General features: G+C 52.0%; 15 protein-coding genes. All 15 read left to right on the forward strand.

Annotated elements, in window-relative coordinates; genetic code table 11:
• The first annotated feature begins 546 nt into the window (after positions 1-546).
• A complete protein-coding gene (locus tag BWI93_RS12760) occupies positions 547-1,488 on the forward strand; it encodes a bifunctional helix-turn-helix transcriptional regulator/GNAT family N-acetyltransferase (RefSeq protein ID WP_094811861.1) in 942 nt (313 codons plus the stop codon).
• 65 nt (positions 1,489-1,553) lie between these two features.
• The gene (locus BWI93_RS12765; RefSeq protein ID WP_094811863.1) at positions 1,554-2,063 is read left to right on the forward strand and encodes a GNAT family N-acetyltransferase; all 510 of its coding nucleotides are present in this window, start codon (positions 1,554-1,556) and stop codon (positions 2,061-2,063) included.
• A gap of 172 nt (positions 2,064-2,235) precedes the next feature.
• Positions 2,236-3,006, forward strand: a complete 771-nt coding sequence (locus BWI93_RS12770; protein WP_094811864.1) for a PQQ-binding-like beta-propeller repeat protein — start codon at positions 2,236-2,238, stop codon at positions 3,004-3,006.
• On the forward strand, positions 3,003-4,376 hold the full coding sequence (locus BWI93_RS28180; RefSeq protein ID WP_141217447.1) for a c-type cytochrome: 1,374 nt from the start codon (positions 3,003-3,005) through the stop codon (positions 4,374-4,376). Before BWI93_RS12770 ends, BWI93_RS28180 begins: the two co-directional genes overlap by 4 nt.
• A gap of 417 nt (positions 4,377-4,793) precedes the next feature.
• Positions 4,794-5,801: a glycoside hydrolase family 5 protein gene (locus BWI93_RS12780; protein WP_094811868.1), complete on the forward strand. Its 1,008-nt coding sequence runs from the start codon at positions 4,794-4,796 to the stop codon at positions 5,799-5,801.
• A 52-nt stretch (positions 5,802-5,853) separates the two neighbouring features.
• The gene (locus BWI93_RS28185; protein WP_217902263.1) at positions 5,854-7,176 is read left to right on the forward strand and encodes a SusC/RagA family TonB-linked outer membrane protein; all 1,323 of its coding nucleotides are present in this window, start codon (positions 5,854-5,856) and stop codon (positions 7,174-7,176) included.
• The gene (locus tag BWI93_RS28190) at positions 7,173-9,044 is read left to right on the forward strand and encodes a SusC/RagA family TonB-linked outer membrane protein (RefSeq protein WP_217902264.1); all 1,872 of its coding nucleotides are present in this window, start codon (positions 7,173-7,175) and stop codon (positions 9,042-9,044) included. Before BWI93_RS28185 ends, BWI93_RS28190 begins: the two co-directional genes overlap by 4 nt.
• Positions 9,045-9,059: 15 nt before the next feature.
• Complete coding sequence (locus BWI93_RS12790; protein WP_094811870.1) at positions 9,060-9,287, forward strand: hypothetical protein; 228 nt, start codon at positions 9,060-9,062, stop codon at positions 9,285-9,287.
• Positions 9,269-10,744, forward strand: coding sequence for a RagB/SusD family nutrient uptake outer membrane protein (locus BWI93_RS12795; RefSeq protein ID WP_094811872.1), 1,476 nt, complete (start codon positions 9,269-9,271; stop codon positions 10,742-10,744). The genes BWI93_RS12790 and BWI93_RS12795 overlap by 19 nt, the downstream gene beginning before the upstream one ends.
• 168 nt (positions 10,745-10,912) lie before the next feature.
• Entirely contained in the window at positions 10,913-11,770 is an 858-nt protein-coding gene (locus tag BWI93_RS12800) for a sugar phosphate isomerase/epimerase (protein WP_094811874.1), read from the forward strand.
• 3 nt (positions 11,771-11,773) lie between these two features.
• Complete coding sequence (locus BWI93_RS12805) at positions 11,774-12,934, forward strand: Gfo/Idh/MocA family protein (RefSeq protein ID WP_094811909.1); 1,161 nt, start codon at positions 11,774-11,776, stop codon at positions 12,932-12,934.
• Between the two features lie 16 nt (positions 12,935-12,950).
• On the forward strand, positions 12,951-13,844 hold the full coding sequence (locus BWI93_RS12810; protein WP_094811911.1) for a phytanoyl-CoA dioxygenase family protein: 894 nt from the start codon (positions 12,951-12,953) through the stop codon (positions 13,842-13,844).
• Between the two features lie 182 nt (positions 13,845-14,026).
• On the forward strand, positions 14,027-14,758 hold the full coding sequence (locus BWI93_RS12815; RefSeq protein ID WP_255157833.1) for a sugar phosphate isomerase/epimerase: 732 nt from the start codon (positions 14,027-14,029) through the stop codon (positions 14,756-14,758).
• 79 nt (positions 14,759-14,837) lie between these two features.
• Positions 14,838-16,196 (forward strand): glycoside hydrolase family 140 protein, encoded by a 1,359-nt coding sequence (locus BWI93_RS12820; RefSeq protein WP_094811915.1) that lies wholly within the window; start codon positions 14,838-14,840, stop codon positions 16,194-16,196.
• An 11-nt stretch (positions 16,197-16,207) separates the two neighbouring features.
• Complete coding sequence (locus BWI93_RS12825) at positions 16,208-18,166, forward strand: sialate O-acetylesterase (protein WP_094811917.1); 1,959 nt, start codon at positions 16,208-16,210, stop codon at positions 18,164-18,166.
• Positions 18,167-18,261 lie beyond the last annotated feature (95 nt).

The raw sequence follows: 18,261 nt of genomic DNA on the forward strand, positions 1-18,261 counted from the left end.
ACGGGGCTATTCACGTTGAACCCCTTCGGGGTTTGAGCGTGTGATTGATTATACGGATGCAGGTTTCCAAACCTGTATTCATCCTATGTCAAATTTCAACGCTGGCTTCCCAAGCAAGAATCATTATAGAAAATCGATCGCATCAACGGGGCGGGTTGTCCGTAGCATTCGCTACGTACGCAGTAGTTGGTAGGCTGTGCCTACCGGGCTGGATGGTATCCTGAAAGCATGCGAGACTATTGGAATTAAACTCCCGAATTGTTTCAAAGAATCAGTAAAATTGATCTAATATGCGAGCAGTAAAATTAAAACGGCAAACACGCAATGGGTTATTAAAAAACGCTGTAGAAGCGTTCGATTTCATAGCTTGAGTTAAACTCCGCCCGCCCCCTGTTAACTAAAACAAACTCCGAAGAAGTTCAATCGTAAATAGCCCAGGGTGTAACCCCGGGTTAACCCCGAGTTCAGATACCTTTCTTACCATAAATTTGGATTCAATCGCATTCCTGTAATAAATTGCGTAACTAATTACGTAATTTATTAAACATGGACATCATTTCACAACTGGGACCTTTAGCCTTCGTCAGCCGGATGCGGCGACTGGCCGAATCCGTGAACCTGCACGCCCGGGCGGTTTACCAACAATACGGACTGGATTTTGACCCCAAGTGTTTCCCCGTATTCTGGACGCTTTGTGAAGTAGGCCCCTTGGGTATTAGCGAGCTAGCGGAATACATTGGCTTTTCTCATCCGGGCGTCATTCAACTGGCCAAACAACTGGAACAGGACGGACTCATTAGTTCCGGGAAATCGGATGCGGATAAACGCAAGCGAATCCTGAAGCTATCCGAGAAAGGAGAGGCCTTGCGTCCCGAATTTCAGAAAGTATGGACTCATATTCAGGCCGTCAATACCCGACTAATTGCCGAGCGGCGTCACAACCTGCTTTGGGCGGTAGAGGAAATCGAAGGCGTACTCGTCCAGCAGGACTATCTCAGCATCTTTAAAGACTATCTCAAAACTCAGCAGCTGGAAGAAGTGGAAATTCTGGATTACGATCCGGCCTATGCTCCGTACTTCAAATCCTTGAATCAGGCCTGGATCGAGCAATACTTTCGGCTTGAACCCCACGATCTCGAACAGCTCGATCATCCCAAAGAAATTTTGCAAAAGGGTGGCGTCATTCTCTTTGCCCGCTACCAGCAGGAAATTGTGGGTACCGTAGCTCTGGTACAGGAGAAACCCGGCGATTTTGAAATGGTCAAAATGGCCGTTTCACCCCAGGTCCAGGGACGGCAAATTGGCAAAAAACTGGGACAGGCCATTTTACAGAAAGCCCGGGAAGCCGGAGCCGCCCACGTATGGCTGGAATCGAATACGCGACTGGTACCCGCCATCGAACTTTACAAAAAGCTAGGTTTCTACAAAGTCGCCATGACCGCCACCCCCTACGAGCGAGCCGACATCCGCATGCAATGCGACCTGTAAAGCCTATGCACCAACCTGCCCATGGGCAGTATCACCCCCAACAACCATTAACCAACAACTAAAAAATGCTCATCCGTCTCGCCACTGAATCCGACCTGCCCGCTCTGGTAACCTTATTGCAACGCGTGGTTCCCCTCATGCAAGCTTCCGGCAATCGGCAATGGGATGAATCGTACCCCAATGCCGAGGTATTTCGGGAAGACATTCGTCAGGGCCAGCTCTGGGTGGCCGAGTACGAAGGCAGTATCGCGGGCGTAGCGGCCCTGACAACTGACCAAGATGCCGAGTATGTCCAACTGGGTTGGGATCTGTCCGAGCCCGCCATCGTCACGCACCGACTGGCCGTGCACCCCGATTTTCAAGGCAAAGGAATTGCCCAGCGATTACTGGAACAGGCCGAACAACTAGCCATCGAACGGAACATTGAAGTATTACGGGTGGATACTAACACCCATAACCAGGCTACGCAGCGACTCTTTCCCAAATTAGGCTACCGCTATGCCGGCGAACTCTCACTGGGTTTTCGGCCCAATCTACGCTTTGTCGGTTTTGAAAAGCGACTAACCAGGAACTAGCTTATAATGGTTCTAAAAAAAGGCATATTCCATCAAATTTTAATGAAATTAATTCCCGGATAAATTATTCTTTATACCTTTGGTGTACGTACACTATTGCATTTTGTGTTTCCTGTTCCATTAGGTGGTAACAACGCATGAAGTGACGACCCATTGATACGCACGCCTCTGTATGAAAAAGGTTCGCCCCCTGATCCTTTCCCGTTTGCCGGTAACATCCCGGTGGTTTGTTTTGGTGAGTATAAGCCTCGTAGTGGGCGTGGTTGCCTGTAAACGTATGACGCAGACCACCACGGCTTCGCTGGACTGGCCCATCACGGGTGGTGATTCCGGCGTAACCCGTTTTGCGGCGGCAGATCAGATCACGAAACAAAATGTATCCCGGCTGAAAGTAGCCTGGACGTATCACTCGGGTAACAAGGCAGGTAACATTCAGGGCAATCCATTGATTGTAGACGGCGTAATGTACGTAACAACGCCCGCTCAGGAAATCATTGCAGTGAATGCCACCAACGGTCAGGAAATTTGGCGGCACAATCCGGCCCGGGCGGGTGAAAAATTCGGCGGTATCAACCGGGGCATTGCTTACTGGAACGAAGGAAACGAACAACGGATTCTCTTTACCGCCAATCATTACCTGCTGGCCATTGACGCCCGCACCGGAAAAACCATTGAAAGCTTCGGAACTAGTGGTCGCCTGGATTTGAACGAGGGTCACATGCGACCCGCGTCGGATATGAAAATTACGGCTCCGGCTTCGCCCGTCATTTATAAAGATCTGGTGATCGTGGGTTCGATGAGCTGGAGTGCTCCGGCCAACGTCAGCGGTTTTGACGTGCGTACGGGCAAAAACGCTGGACGTTCTACACCATACCCCAACCAGGCCAACTCGGCTACGAGAGCTGGGGTGACCCGGATTTCTGGAAGGATGGGGCAGGCGTGAACGTCTGGGGTGGTTTGTCAGTAGATCCTAAAAATGGCATGGTGTATTTCGCCACGGGTCAGCCTAAAAATGATTTCTACCGTCCGGGTAAAGAAGGCTCGCAACTGTACGGCAACTGCATTGTTGCCCTGAATGCCAACACGGGCCAACATGCTTGGCATTATCAGGTCATTCACCGCGATTTGTGGGATCTCGATTTACCCTGTGCTCCCATTCTGGCCGATTTTAACTACAAAGGCAAACCCGTACCCGGCGTGGTGCAGTTAACCAAAACGGGGAATGTGTTTTTATTCAATCGATTAACGGGAGAATTGTTGTCGGACGTAGAAGAGCGGTCCGTACCCCCATCTACCTTACTCGACGAACAGGCCTACCCGACGCAGCCGTACGTTCGCTGGCCGCAGCCTTTTTCCAAACAGGTGGTTACGCGAAATGATTTGACGGACCGTACGCCCGAGGCTCACGCCGATGCCCTCGCCCGGTTTGAAAAGGCGGACACGGGCTGGTACGTGCCACCAACCCAGAAAGGCGTGATCTACTACGGCATTCACGGCGGAGCCGAATGGAGCGGCGGAGCTTACGATCCGACAACCGGAAATTTGTACGTGAACGCCAATGAGCTGGCCTGGCACATTACCATGATCGATATTAACGCCAAGGAAAAATCGGCGGAAGCTTTTGCCCAGCATCCGGGTCGGCGGGTGTATCTGGAGAAGGGTTGCGTCGGTTGCCACGGCTCCGAGCGACAGGGGAATGGTGGTATTCCGGCTTTAACGAGCCTTTCTAAGAAGTATAAAAAGCCGGATGTAGTTCAGATTGTGAAAAATGGACGCGGTGCCATGCCCGCTTTTTCCCAGATTTCGGAAGACGAAGTACAGGCTCTGGCGGAGTTTCTCCTGGATATGGAAAGCCAGACGGCCGTGAAGCAAAGCAATCAGAAACCCGTATACCGGGCGATGAATTATACCAAATTTCTGGATAAGGAAAATTATCCCGCTACCAAAGCCCCCTGGGGTACACTTAATGCCATTAATCTGCATACGGGTGAACTCGTCTGGAAAAAACCGCTGGGTGAATACCCCGAACTAACGGCGAAGGGTATTCCGGTAACCGGACGCGAGAACTTCGGCGGCTGTATCGTCACGAAAGGCGGACTCGTGTTCATTGCCGCTACGGGTGATGAGAAATTCCGGGCTTTCGATAAAGACACGGGTGAACTACTGTGGGAAACGACCTTGCCCTTTGGTGGGTACGCCACCCCGAGTACCTATGTGGTCCATGGCAAACAGTATGTCGTGATCGCGGCTACTGGTGGCGGGAAGCTGGGTACCAAGACGGGCGATGCGTATGTCGCCTTTGCCCTGGAGTGATTTTACAGAAGTAATGAGTATCGTTCGCCTTCGACCTCTTTTGATCCAATTTTTTAAATAAATAAGTATACATTTTGTTGGTAGATTCAGAAATGGAAAGTACTTTTGAATAAGATAGTTAACGTACACTATTTCACAACACCAGCGTACTTAGTCATACCAGATTCAGCCATTTCCTACCAGCGAAAGATGAAAAGCTAAGCTCTTACGGAGTGGAACGGCAAGGATTTTACCTGAATTTTTTAACGAGCAAATACGGTAACTTCCTCCGTACCTCAAACCGATATTTTCGAGAATTCCGAATGTACGATCCCTTCACAGCCTTCGATTAAAGCCTGTAAAATGATGACGTATAGACAATAAAGTTATTAAGTGTAGTACACTACCTCTAAATCTATTTCATTCAATAAACCTCGTATGCGTAAAGCTTTACTAGGCGTGTGTTTTGCGTTGGCTAGCTGGTCCGCGTACAGTCAGAAAAACCCCGTAGCGTATGGCGTAAATCTGGCTGGAGCGGATTTTGGGTCCACGATGCCGGGAGAATTCGACAAAACCTATACGTACCCCCGGCCTTCCGAGCTGGATTATTTCAAAGCCAAAGGATTGACCCTGATTCGGTTACCGTTTAAATGGGAGCGAATTCAGCCCAAGTTAAACGGACCACTCGATGCCCGGGAGCTTTCCCGTATCAAACAGGTCATCAAGCAGGCCCAGCAACGAAAACTCTGGGTTATTCTGGATTTGCACAATTACGGTCGTCGGCAGATGGATGGGACTGAATATCTGATTGGTTCCGAAAGAGTTTCTATCCAACACATCGGCGATCTCTGGCAAAAGCTGGCTCAGGCCTGTCGGTCGTACCCAAACATTTGGGGCTACGGTCTGATGAACGAACCGCACGATTTGCGAGCCGATACGCCCTGGTTTTCCATTGCCCAGCACTGCATTACGCAGATTCGGAAAACGGATACCAAAACCGCCATTCTCGTGGGTGGCGATCAGTGGAGTTCGGGCGAACGCTGGTTACGGGCCAGTGATACGCTCAAGTACCTGAAAGATCCTTCCCGACACCTGATTTTCGAAGCTCACGTGTATTTCGATAAAGACGGTTCGGGAACGTACAAACACGATTACCTAACAGAAGAAGCTTCGGCTCAGAAAGGAATCGAGCGGGTAAAACCCTTTGTCAACTGGCTGAAAGCGAATCACTTTCAGGGACTTGTCGGTGAATACGGCGTGCCGGATACGGACCCTCGCTGGCTCGAAACCCTCGATCAGTTCCTGGCGTATCTCCGCGAAAACCAGGTGAGCGGTACCTACTGGGCCGCGGGCCCCTGGTGGGGAGATTATACGCTCGCCGTAAGCCCCCGGGACGGTACCGACCGACCGCAAATGAAAATACTGGAAAAATACCCAACGCTTTAATCCTGACTCCCACGCATACTACTTGTTACAGTTCATTTTAAACCTAATATCTATGAAACAATACTATCTATTGTTGCTGGCTTTCTTGTGCCTGGCGGTAACCTCAGAAGGCTGGACTCAGACTACCACCGTCAAAGGCGTGGCTCGGGCCAAAGACACGGGCGAAGTACTTCCGGGCGTCAGTATCCTCGTCAAAGGAACGACCTCAGGAACGGTCACCAATGCCGTGGGGGTGTACAGCATCTCCGTACCCGATGCCAACGCTACACTGATTTTTTCTTTTGTTGGCTACACGCCGCAGGAAATAGCTCTGGCGGGACGTACAACGCTGGACGTTGAGCTGGAAGCAGACGACAAAAAACTCAATGAAGTCGTTGTTATTGGCTACGGGCAAGTGAACCGCCGGGACCTTACCGGTTCGGTATCGACCGTAAAAGGACAGGATTTGTTACGCAACATTCCCGTAAGCGTCAACCAAAGTTTACAGGGACAAATTGCGGGTGTAAACGTCAACAAAGGTGACGGTGCTCCAGGTGGTGGCATCAGCATGACCATTCGCGGAGCCAACTCTTTCACGGGTAGCGAACCGCTGTACGTCATCGACGGTATTCCGTTCACCTCCGCCGCTACGCCCGCCGGAGCCGAAGGTTCCATGCAAACCATCAACGTACTGGCCAACATGAACCCGCAGGACATCGAGAGCATCGAAGTACTCAAGGATGCCTCCGCCACCGCCATTTACGGTTCGCGGGGAGCCAACGGAGTGGTATTGATCACGACGAAAAAAGGCAAAGCCGGAAAAGATCGCGTAGAATTCACCACCAACCTGAGTCTGGGCCGGGTATCAAAACGCATTCCGATGCTGAATGGCTATCAGTACGCACTGTTTCAAAACGAAGCTTACGCTAACGCTAGTAAGTACATCGGCACGACGTTGGAAGTGCCTTTTCCGGGGAAAATTGGCCGCGACCCGGTATTGGGTGAAAACACGTACCTGCCCGGACCGGAAGACTACCGTGACGGTTTACCCGAAGGCACCCAGTATCCGGCTGGTTTCAAAGGTACCAACTGGCAGGATGAGGTATTCCGCCCCGCCGTTACCCAGGATTATACGCTGTCGGTTTCGGGTGGAAATGATCGCGGCACGTACCTGATTTCGGGAAATTACCTGGATCAGCAGGGGGTATTGCTCAACTCCGGTTTCAAACGGTACAGTCTGCAATTCAACCTCGAACGCAAAATTGGTAAATTACTGACGATCGGTACGAGCAACAACATTGCCTACACGACCTATCAATTAGGAAAAACCAATACGTCCGGGGCTCAGCCCAGTTTGATCAGTTCGACGATTTTTTCCCGTCTACGTACCCGGTGAACGATCCGAACTCGGCCTTCCGGGAATCGCTGATCAATACGTCCAATCTGGCCAATCCGTACAAAACCACGCAGTCGGCCCGTGATTTTACGTACTCGACCCGCGTGTACACCACGGCGTTTGCTCAACTGAATTTTACGCCCGCTCTGAATTTCCGGCAACGCATGGGGTATAACTACAACCTCAACTCGCGGGAGATTTACTACGGACGCGATCTGAACGAAGGCCGCACGCCCGTCAATGGCTTCGGCATGGTAAGCGATAATAACTACTCGCAATTGACGATGGAGTCGATTCTGACCTACATCAAAACGTTCGGTACGAAGCACAATATCAACGCCGTAGCGGCTTACACCTACGAAAAAGGCGTTTCCGAGTACAAAACGATGTCGGCCACGGGTTTCCCAACGGACCTTACTAAAAACTTTAACCTCCGGGCGGGTCTGCGTCCTTCGCCGTTGCAGAATGGTCGGAACGACAACGCTCTGATGTCGGTACTGGGTCGGGTTAACTATAGCTACGACGGCAAATACCTCTTCACGGCTTCCTTCCGCCGCGATGGTTCCAGCAAATTCGCCATCCGCAACAAATGGGCCAACTTTGCCTCGTTCGCTCTGGCCTGGAACGCGGGCGAAGAAGAATTCATCCAAAATCTGGGCGTGTTCTCAACGTTGAAAGTGCGTACCAGTGTGGGGCAAACGGGTAATCAGGGGATTGGTCCTTATGGCAGTATCTACGCCACGACGATTGCCAACGTACCCTTCGGCGGATCAGAGCAGAGCGGTTTTGCAATCGATAACGGTCGCGGTCTGGTCGATCCGAATATCAAGTGGGAAACCACCACGCAATATGATTTCGGCGTTGATTTTGGTTTCATGAACAACCGCTTCAATGTGACTGTCGATCTGTATAAGAAGCATACGAAGGACCTGCTCCAAACCATCCAGATTGCTCCCAGCAACGGCTTCAATACCATGCTGACCAATTACGGAACGGTGGAAAACAAAGGGCTGGAAATCACGGCCGTGGGAACGCTGGTACAGAAGAATACCTTCAAGTGGGATTTGAACGCCAATATTTCCTTCAACCGGAACAAGATCATGGATCTGCCCGCCGACCAGTTTGCTCAGCGGTTGTACTATTCCTACGATAACATCTTCATCCAGCGGAACGGTCACCCCATCGGCACGATCTATGGACTGGTAGAAGACGGCTACTACGACGACATTGCCGAAGTACGGGCCGATCCGCAGTTTGCCAACTGGTCAGAAACGCAGCTTCGTTCGAAACTGGGCGAAATCAAGTACAAAAACATGGATAACAATCCGGCCAGTATCAGCGAGAGTACCGACCGTACGATCATCGGTAATACCAACCCGGATTTTACCTACGGTTTCACGAACAACTTTTCCTACAAAGGTTTCAACCTCAGTATCTTCTTCCAGGGCGTACAGGGGGGAAATATCGTCAACACCAACCTGCTGAAAGTACGGATGAACCAGCTGGGTAACGTACCGCAGTGGGCCTACGATACCCGCTGGACGGAAGACAACAAAGCCGACGCAAAATGGCCCCGGGCCGATGCCTCGCAGGTACGGGTGATGTTGTTCTCGGATCGGTATCTGGAGGACGCTTCTTACCTGCGACTGAAAACGGTCAACCTGGGGTATACCTTCAAGACGCCGGTGAAATACGTCGAATCGCTGAATGTATACGGCAGTCTGGGTAACCTGCTGACCTTCTCGAAGTACAGCTGGTACGATCCCGACGTGAACTCCTTCGGGGGCGATGCCTCCCGCCGGGGCGTGGATATGAACTCGTATCCCAACAACCGAACCATTACGCTGGGCTTCAAAGCTTCCTTTTAATCCTCCGAACTTTCTATGAAAAAGATACATATAGCATTAGTAGCCCTGGTACTGGCCAGCACGTCCTGCAAGGATGCTTTGAAAGAAACGCCGTATGATTTCGTCGGTCCCGATCAGGTGGGAACGACTACGGAAGCTGACGCCAAGCTCTGGGTCAATGGCGTACTGAATACCCTCAACAGCGGCTCCTTTTTTCAGTATGCGTCTACAACCGTCCGCTGGAAGTGGACGCCGACGATGTAACCGGCAAGGATTACGCGTTCCAGGCGATGGGAGCGGGGAACTTCCAGTCTACTTCCGACATCAACACCTTCTGGGGTGGTCCCTATACCCTGATCGAACGCTGTAATTTCGCCATTACAAAAGTCAGCCAGATCACGATCGACGACGCTTCGAAAAACAACGCCCTCGGTCAATTGTACTTCCTCAGGGGCTGGGCGTATTACATGCTCGTTCGGGCGTACGGACCCATCCCCATCTTCAAAAAATCCGTAACCGAAGGCGAAAACACGAACCAGCCCCGGGCCTCCGTACCTGACGTGTACGCCCACATCATCGAAAACCTGAAAATGGCCGAGACGATGCTGTACACCCGCACCAACGCCCGCTACGAAACGGGTCGGCTGAGTCAGGAAGCGGCTAAAACCTTACTGGCTAAAGTCTACGTAACGATGGCTTCCGGAGCCCTAAAGGGAGCCCAGGTCACCGTACTGGGTGGTAGGCAACGGGAGACGGTCAACGGCGTCGTGCGTCGCATCCAGCCGACGACCACTACCTACACCAAGAGCGTGGTAGCGGGTCACGAATCCTTTGATGCCGCTCAGTACTTCAAACTGGCCCGCGACAAAGCCAAGGAAGTAATTGACATGCAGAAAGCCGGTTCACCCATCGATCTGTTCCCGCGGTACATGGATACCTGGAGCATCGGCAACCGCAACAAGGGCGAACACCTCTGGCAAATGAACGCCATCACGGGATCGGAGATCTTCGGTAACTTCCTGTCGTACCATTACGTAGGGTATCTGATGGCGAACGGCTCCATCGACGGGGCCTTGTACGCCATGTCGGACCACTGGTACGAACTCTTCGAGGAAAAAGACCAGCGAATTACCGAAGGCGTACAGCACCGCTGGCGGATGTTCAGTAACGCCGCCTGGCATTACTACCCCGCTAAAGACAGTCTGAAAGTGAAAAACAGTGGGACGGTACCCACGGCGGAAGGTTACCAGCCTACGGATGTTTATTCCGCCGACCAGTTTCATACGGCCAAGCTTAGCAAGTATGCTCAGGTCTCCGACCGGACGGTACAGCGTTCGGATATGCCCTTTCCGTTCCTGCGGTACGCCGAAACCTTACTGATTTTTGCCGAAGCCGAAAACGAAGTCAACGGTCCGACGGCTGATGCGTACGAGGCTCTCAACAAAGTACGCCGCCGCAGTGGAGCCAGCAATGCCGCCAACCTCAATCAGCAGCAACTGCGTTCGTTCATCCTGCAGGAACGTCAACGCGAACTGGCCCTGGAAGGACACCGGGCCTGGGATATTCGCCGCTGGGGCATCTACCTGCAAGTCATGAATGCCATTGATATTGACGCCAATAACATCATCAAACGTCGTCAGGAGAAACATTTGTTGTTGCCGCTGCCGCTGAATGAAATCAACGGAAATACGGCCATCAATGAAAACAATCCGGGCTGGTAAGTTTCAGTAGGGTGGAGTCGTAATTCCTTCGGGAATAGGACTGGTCCAAGACCGCCAACCGGACCAGTGTTGACTCCACCCTACTCAAATTCCTGATTTCTCTGGGTCGAGCTGGTATTTTTTCAGCTATTTGCGAAAAAGAGTACCTAAACCACTAATCAACGTTTTATGAAAGTTGGCATCGACAGCTACTGTTACCATCGCCTGTTTGGCGAAGTATACGCCGGACAAAATCAGCCCGACAAAATCCTGACGTTTGAAGATTTTCTGACGAAAACGGAAACGCTGGGCATTGACGGGGTATCCCTCGAATCGTGCTTCATCCCCAAATTCGACAAGGCGTATCTCGAGAGTGTCAAAGCCCATCTCGACCGCACGGGCCTCGACCGTGTGTATGCCTGGGGTCATCCCGACGGACTGGAAGGCGGCAAGAACGAGCGGGCGTTTGAGGAGATGATCGAGCACATCGAATACGCCCAGCAGATTGGAGCCCCAGTGATGCGAGTCGTCGGCAGTAGTCTGATGTTTCGCTTTGAGCCGCACGGGCCTCAACTCGAAAAGCTGACCCGAATGTTTTCCGAAGCTACGACAATAGCCGAGCGATACGGTGTGAAACTGGCCGTTGAAAACCACATTGATTACAATTCAGACGAAATTCTGCAACTGATTCAGGGCGTAAACTCGCCGTATTTTGGCGTGAATTTCGATTCCGGAAATTTCCTGCGGGTGCTCGATGATCCCATCCAGGCGATGGAGAAACTGGCCCCGTACGTATTCGCCACGCACATCAAAGATCTGAAACCGGTCAAAGGCGTGCCGGTTAACGAGTGGTATTTCTTTTCCTGCGTACCTACGGGCGAGGGCTTGATTCCCAACGAACGCCTCGCCGAGCTTTTAAGTCAGCATAACTACCAGGGCTTCCTGGCAGTGGAGGTCGATTTTCTGCACCCCGATTATACCGACCGGGAAGAAGAAGTCGTCAAACAAAGCATACAGGCGCTCCGTTCACTGACTAAAACGCTCTAACGCATGGAAAAACAACTCAACGTCGGTATCGTCGGTACCAAGTTCATGGGCAAGGCCCACAGCAACGCCTGGAAAAAAGCACCGTTATTTTTTGATGTATCGGCTCAACCGATCCTGAAAGTCGCCTGCGGACGGCACGAAGCTTCCCTCAAGGAATTTGCCCAACAGTGGGGATGGCAGGAAACGGAGACGGACTGGAAGAAACTCGTCGCCCGTCCCGACATCGATATTATTGACATTGCTCTGCCCCAACAATTACACTATGAAGTGGCTTTAGCGGCGGCGAAGGAAGGCAAACACATTTTCTGCGAAAAACCGCTGGCGATGAATAGTCAGCAGGCGGAAGAGATGCTGAAGGTTTGTGAAGACAACAAGGTCGTTCATTACCTCAACCACAACTACCGTCGTACGCCCGCCGTCGCTCTGGCCAAACGCATGATCGACGAGGGCAAAATCGGTCGAATTTTTCACTGGCGGTGTGCCTATCAGCAGGACTGGATTGTAGACCCCAGTTTTCCGCTCACCTGGCAACTTCGCAAGGAAACCGCTCAGGCCGGACCGCAGTGGGATTTGAACTCGCACGCGGTAGATCTGGCTCATTTTCTGGTAGGCGACATCGCGACGGTTTCGGCCCTGACCACCAACTTCATCAAGGAACGTCCGCTGGCCGATGAATCAACTTCGGGCAATCTTAAAGCTGAAAGCAAGGGTGACGCAAAAGGAGAGGTAACAGTCGAAGACGCCGCCCTGATGCTCGTTCAGTTTGCCAATGGAGCCATCGGTTCATTTGAAGCTACACGATTTGCAACGGGTAAGAAAAACGGGCTGACGTTCGAAATCTACGGTAGTAAGGGCAGTCTGCTGTTCGATCTGGAACGGATGAACGAATTGCAGTACTATTCCCGCGAAGACGCCGAAGGGTATCAGGGTTTCCGGACCATTCTGGCGACCGACGGCTCGCATCCTTACATGCAGCACTGGTGGCCCGCCGGGCATATCATCGGTTACGAACACGCCTTTGTACACGCCGTCGTGGATTTTATTGACGCGATTGAAACCAAACAAACCATTACACCCAATTTCTCGGATGGCCTGAAGATTCTTCGGGTACTCGAGGCCGGACTTACCTCCGCCGAAAGGCACCAGCAAGTGATTATCAGTTAAACCAAACCCTAGTACTATGGAATCCTCTAACAAAGAAAAATTTGAACGCGACGGCTTTGTAATCGTCGATGTATTGACACCACAGGAAATCGATGATTTCCGCGAAGTGATGGATGCCTTGATCAGTCCAAAAATTCAATCGGCTGATACAGAGAAGCGTAGTTCATCCTTTCAGCACTTAGGGGATGAAATCAAGGACTTTGGCAAAGAGGCCCGGCAGTACTACTTCCACCTGCTTACCAAGCCGGGTACGGAGTCGATTCACCACGCCTTTCACCACCCCGTGATTCTGAAGACGGTGGAAGAGCTGCTCGGGCCAAATCTGATTGTCAATAACGCCTCGATTCTGGCTGCGAATGAAGGGACGCAATACTCGCTGGGCTGGCACCGCGACATCATCCAGATTCCGCAGAACGAGATTGAAGACTGGCTGTTCTCGCCCGAACGCTTTCACAACAGCGTACAGATTAACCTGCCGCTGGTGGATGAAAACTCGCTTTGGGTCGTACCCGGCAGTCACAACCGGCCCAATACGCCGGAAGAAGACGAAGCCTTTCGGGGATCGAAACATTACGCCCCCGTGGGGGTTGAAATGCCCGGCGGCATTCCCGTGCCTTTGAAAGCGGGTCAGGCGGTTTTGTACAACAATAATCTGATTCACCGGGGGTTCACGGAAAAAATGAAGATTCCCCGTCGGACCTTACACATGGGCTATCACAGTGCAAAATTCCCGCCGACCTGGCATTTTTACCTGCTCAACGGCGATCTGCTGACGCCACAGTACCTCGACACGCTCAGTCCGACGATGCGACGCATGATGGAAGAGTACCTCGAATGCCGTCGCCAGTATCCCGACATGAGTCAGACCTGGAAGTGGTCATACAATTTTCCCAATGAACTCGCCGTGTAAGGGCGTATTGATTTTACTATGAAACGTTTTCTTTTCTTCCCGCTTCTGGCCCTGCTCTTTCTATCTGCTAAATCCGTAACGGCTCAGCGAAAAGCGAAAAGTATCTATGCCCGCGACAATCTGGTGGCCTGGTGTATTGTGCCTTTTGATACTAAAACCGGGGTCCGGTCGAACGGGCCGAAATGCTCAACCAGCTGGGCATTACTAAACTCGCCTACGATTGGCGGGAAAAACACATCCCGACCTTCGACGAAGAGTTTGAGGCCTGCCGGAAACATAATATCAAGTTTGAGGCTTTCTGGCTGTACTCCGGACCCAATCCGGAAGAGGACAAGGGCTTACAGGCCGTGTTCGAAGTACTGAAACGTCAGAAAGCGAAGATGCAGATCTGGTGCATGATTGGCGGCATCAAAGGCCTGGACGCCATGAGCGAGGAAGAAAAGATCAAAGCCGTTGCCCGGCCCGTTCAGTACATTGCCGATCGGGCCGCGGAGCTAGGCTGTACGGTTGGATTGTACAACCACGGCGGCTGGTTTGGCGAACCCGAAAATCAGTTGAAAATCATTGAGTACCTCAAAAAGCCCAACCTCGGAATCGTGTATAACTTCCACCACGCGGAAGAACACATCGAACGGTTCCCGGTTTTCTTCCCGAAAATGCTTCCGCACCTGATGGCCCTGAATCTGGCGGGACTGAAAAAGGGAAATCCCGTGAAGGTCGTACCCATCGGGCAGGGCGACGCCGAAGCCGGGATGATGCGAATCGTCCAGCAAAGCAAGTATCGCGGACCCATCGGGATCATCAATGAAGATACCGCACCAGATGCGGAAGTGGGCCTTCGGCTAAATATGGACGGACTCCAGAAAATTCTCAAATCCTGGGGAGATACCGCTACGCTTAAAACCTACCAGTAAGCCTTTTTAACTTCCCGAAACTTTTAGCGTTTTGGGAAGTTTTTTAGTTTTAGTACCATCTGCTTCGGCATCCTGACTTATGCGTTTTCGTTTTCTATTTGCTTTCTTCTTTCTCTCCCTGCTCGCTCACGCCCAAACGGACTTACGCGTGAGTGACAACAAACGTTTCCTGGTGTACCAAAACGGGAAACCCTTCTTTTACCTGGGTGATACAGCCTGGGAATTGTTCCACCGCCTCAACCGGGCGGATGCCAAAAAATACCTGAAAAACCGGAAGAAAAAAGGCTTTACCGTGATTCAGGCCGTAGTACTGGCCGAGCACGATGGCCTACGGGATCCCAATGCTTACGGACAGGTTCCTTTTCAGAATACCGATCCGAGCCAGCCGAATGAGGCCTATTTCGCTCATGTGGATTACATCCTGAAGCAGGCGGACCGGATGGGTTTGCACGTAGCCTTGCTGCCAACCTGGGGCGATAAACTGCATAAAGACAAGTGGGGCATCGGGCCGGAAATTTTCAACGAGAAATCAATCTACGCTTACGGTAAATACCTCGGCGAACGCTATAAACATCGCAAAAACATCATTTGGGTGATCGGGGGTGATCGCAATCCCCGGAAAGGGTCGGCGGACGTAGAGGTTTGGCGGGCTTTGGCGAAAGGCGTGACGGAAGGCGTAGGCGGGGCGGACAAGGCCTTGATGACATTCCATCCGCAGACGAGTTCTTCCACCTGGTTTCACACCGACGACTGGCTGGATTTCAATCTATTCCAGACGGGACATTGTGCGGACAGCAAGGTATGGGAACAGATTTCGCAGGATTACCGGCTGGCACCCGTAAAGCCTACGATGGACGGTGAACCCTTGTACGAAGAAATTCCGGTGTGTTTCGACCTGAAAAAAAACGGTTACGCCGATCCGAACGACGTACGCCGGAAAGCGTACCAAAGCCTCTTTGCCGGGGCTCATGGCTTTACCTACGGTTGCAACAACATCTGGCAAATGTACGTGCCGGGCCGTAAAGGCTACATTGATCCCACCAAACCCTGGTACGAGTCGCTCGACCTACCCGCTGCCCGGACGATGCCCTACGTTCGCAAGCTAATGGAGTCGCGTCCATATCTGGATCGGATTCCGGACCAAACCTTGGTTCCCGGTACGAATTCCAACGATCCCAAAAAACGGATTCAGGCCACGCGGGGCAGCGATTACGCCTTTGTCTATTCTTCTGCGGGACAACCCTTTCAGGTACAAATGGGTATCATTTCCGGTAAAGAAGTAAAAGCGTCCTGGTACAATCCCCGAACCGGCAAGGCTCAGAAAGCGGAGACGCTGCCCAATACCGGTGTTCAAACCTTTACCCCCCCCAGTCAGGGCAACGATCAGGATTGGGTGCTGGTACTGGATGACGCCTCACGGTCGTTCCGCTCGTTGTAAATGCATTTGGAATGAAAAAGCTACTCCTTTGCTTGCTGGGGCTGGTCAGCCTGTCCGTTTCGGGTCAGGTACGGCTGGCTCGCCTGTTTGCTGATCACGTAGTCCTGCAACGGCAGAAACCCATTCCCGTATGGGGCTGGGCTCAGCCGAAGGAGAACGTGACGGTGGTACTGGCGGGCAGGACCCAAACGACCCAAGCAGACGCCCAGGGCAAATGGATGGTCCGCTTTCCGGCGATGGAAGCGGGCGGACCGTATGAACTACGCGTTTCCGCCAAATCGGGAAACACGTCCATCCGCGACGTGTTGCTGGGGGAAGTATGGCTTTGCTCGGGGCAGTCGAATATGGAATGGTCGGTAGAACGGGCCCTGCAGTATGAAACCGAGCAAAAAGACGCCAATTACCCGCAGATTCGCCATTTCCGGGTAGCCAATGAGCTGGATCTAAGGCCGCACACGGATTTAAAAACGGGTGAGTGGCAGGTCTGTTCACCCCAGACGGTGGGCGGCTTTACGGCGGTTGGCTTTTTTTTCGCTCGGGAAGTTTATCAGAAGCTGAAGGTACCCATTGGGCTCTTGCATTCGTCCTGGGGTGGTTCCGACATCGAGGGCTGGATCAGTAAGGAAGCCTTGCTTTCGGATTCGGAACTTCGGGAAAATGCCCAACGCCTGCCCGCTACCTGGGCCGAAGCGGATTCGCTGAGTGAACGGAACTTCCGGCAGAAATTTTATGGCCGTGCTACCTACGTTCCTACGATGGCGGATGAACAGAAATTCCTCGGTTCTGACGTAGACTTTTCGAAGTGGGTTCCGCTGTATGATCCGATTGGACAATGGTACTACCGGGGACTGTTTGCTTTCAAAGGCAATGGTTATATGGGCCGGATCGTCCAGATACCCGCCGCAATGGCCAGTCAACCGACTACGCTGGTGTTGGCCGATAATGACAGTCCGACGGAAGTGTACCTCAACGGCAAAAAAATTGCGGAGGGCGTTGTAAAAGGCATTCGGGAAATCAAATTACCCACAAATGCCTGGAAACCAGGAGCGAATCAGCTCGTGATGAAACTTCAGAAGCGGACGAATCCCGAATGGTTTGGGCTGGGCTTACTGGGTACCCTTCAACACCTGTACGTAGCCAGTGAAACCGACAAAATCAGTTTGGTTACCGACTGGAAAATCATGCCTTCCCTGGCCGAACCGCACGGGTTTGTACCCATGCTGAACCGCTTACCGACGACGGTTTATAATACCAAACTGGCCCCGCTGATTCCGTTTGGTATTCGGGGTGTTTTGTGGTATCAGGGTGAAAACAATGCCGACCGGGCTTATCAGTACCGACGGAGTTTCCCCCTGCTGATCAACGATTGGCGGCAAGGCTGGGGCGAAACGTTGCCCTTCTATTTCGTACAACTTTCAAGCTTTGGCACCGATCAGAGTAGCAACCAGGGAAGTGCCTGGGCAGAGCTACGGGAAGCCCAGACGATGACGCTGCAACTGCCGAAAACCGGAATGGCCGTTACGACGGACATTGGCAATGCCACCGACATTCACCCCACCAATAAGCAGGACGTGGGCCATCGACTGGCGATACAAGCCCTGCATTTTGAGTATGGCCAACCCATGGCGTATAGCTCACCCCTGCTGGATACGGTGCATTTTCAGGGAAGTAAAGCCGTACTCCGTTTTAAATTCGCGGAGCATGGGCTGATCGTAAAAGACAAATACGGTTACGTCAAAGGTTTCGAAATCGCTGGTGCCGACCGGGTTTTCCATTATGCCCAGGCTCAGATCAAAGGCAATACCATCGAAGTGTCTCATCCCAGCGTTCCCCAACCCCAGGCCGTTCGTTATGCCTGGTCCGACGCTCCCATCGAAGCCAACGTCTTCAATACCGAAGGCCTCCCCCTAAACTCCTTCCGCACCGACCAATGGCCAGGAGTGACGGAAAAGCGGAAGTATGAACGGTAGATTAGTTGATTGTTTTGAGTTGCTGGTTATTAAAAATTCGGTACGGACGACATAAAACCATACCCGTCCTATCACATTCCATGTCGGAATTCCAT

Source organism: Siphonobacter sp. BAB-5385, from assembly GCF_002261125.1.
GTDB lineage: Bacteria > Bacteroidota > Bacteroidia > Cytophagales > Spirosomataceae > Siphonobacter.

Bases quoted from the DNA above. Each gene is read 5' to 3' on its own strand.
- BWI93_RS12780 (WP_094811868.1), top strand. From the start codon at position 4,794: ATGCGTAAAGCTTTACTAGGCGTGTGTTTTGCGTTGGCTAGCTGGTCC.
- BWI93_RS12765 (WP_094811863.1), top strand. From the start codon at position 1,554: ATGCTCATCCGTCTCGCCACTGAATCCGACCTGCCCGCTCTGGTAACC.
- BWI93_RS12800 (WP_094811874.1), top strand. From the start codon at position 10,913: ATGAAAGTTGGCATCGACAGCTACTGTTACCATCGCCTGTTTGGCGAA.
- BWI93_RS28185 (WP_217902263.1), top strand. From the start codon at position 5,854: ATGAAACAATACTATCTATTGTTGCTGGCTTTCTTGTGCCTGGCGGTA.
- BWI93_RS12820 (WP_094811915.1), top strand. From the start codon at position 14,838: ATGCGTTTTCGTTTTCTATTTGCTTTCTTCTTTCTCTCCCTGCTCGCT.
- BWI93_RS12760 (WP_094811861.1), top strand. From the start codon at position 547: ATGGACATCATTTCACAACTGGGACCTTTAGCCTTCGTCAGCCGGATG.
- BWI93_RS12825 (WP_094811917.1), top strand. From the start codon at position 16,208: ATGAAAAAGCTACTCCTTTGCTTGCTGGGGCTGGTCAGCCTGTCCGTT.
- BWI93_RS12805 (WP_094811909.1), top strand. From the start codon at position 11,774: ATGGAAAAACAACTCAACGTCGGTATCGTCGGTACCAAGTTCATGGGC.
- BWI93_RS12770 (WP_094811864.1), top strand. From the start codon at position 2,236: ATGAAAAAGGTTCGCCCCCTGATCCTTTCCCGTTTGCCGGTAACATCC.
- BWI93_RS12790 (WP_094811870.1), top strand. From the start codon at position 9,060: ATGAAAAAGATACATATAGCATTAGTAGCCCTGGTACTGGCCAGCACG.
- BWI93_RS12815 (WP_255157833.1), top strand. From the start codon at position 14,027: ATGCTCAACCAGCTGGGCATTACTAAACTCGCCTACGATTGGCGGGAA.
- BWI93_RS12810 (WP_094811911.1), top strand. From the start codon at position 12,951: ATGGAATCCTCTAACAAAGAAAAATTTGAACGCGACGGCTTTGTAATC.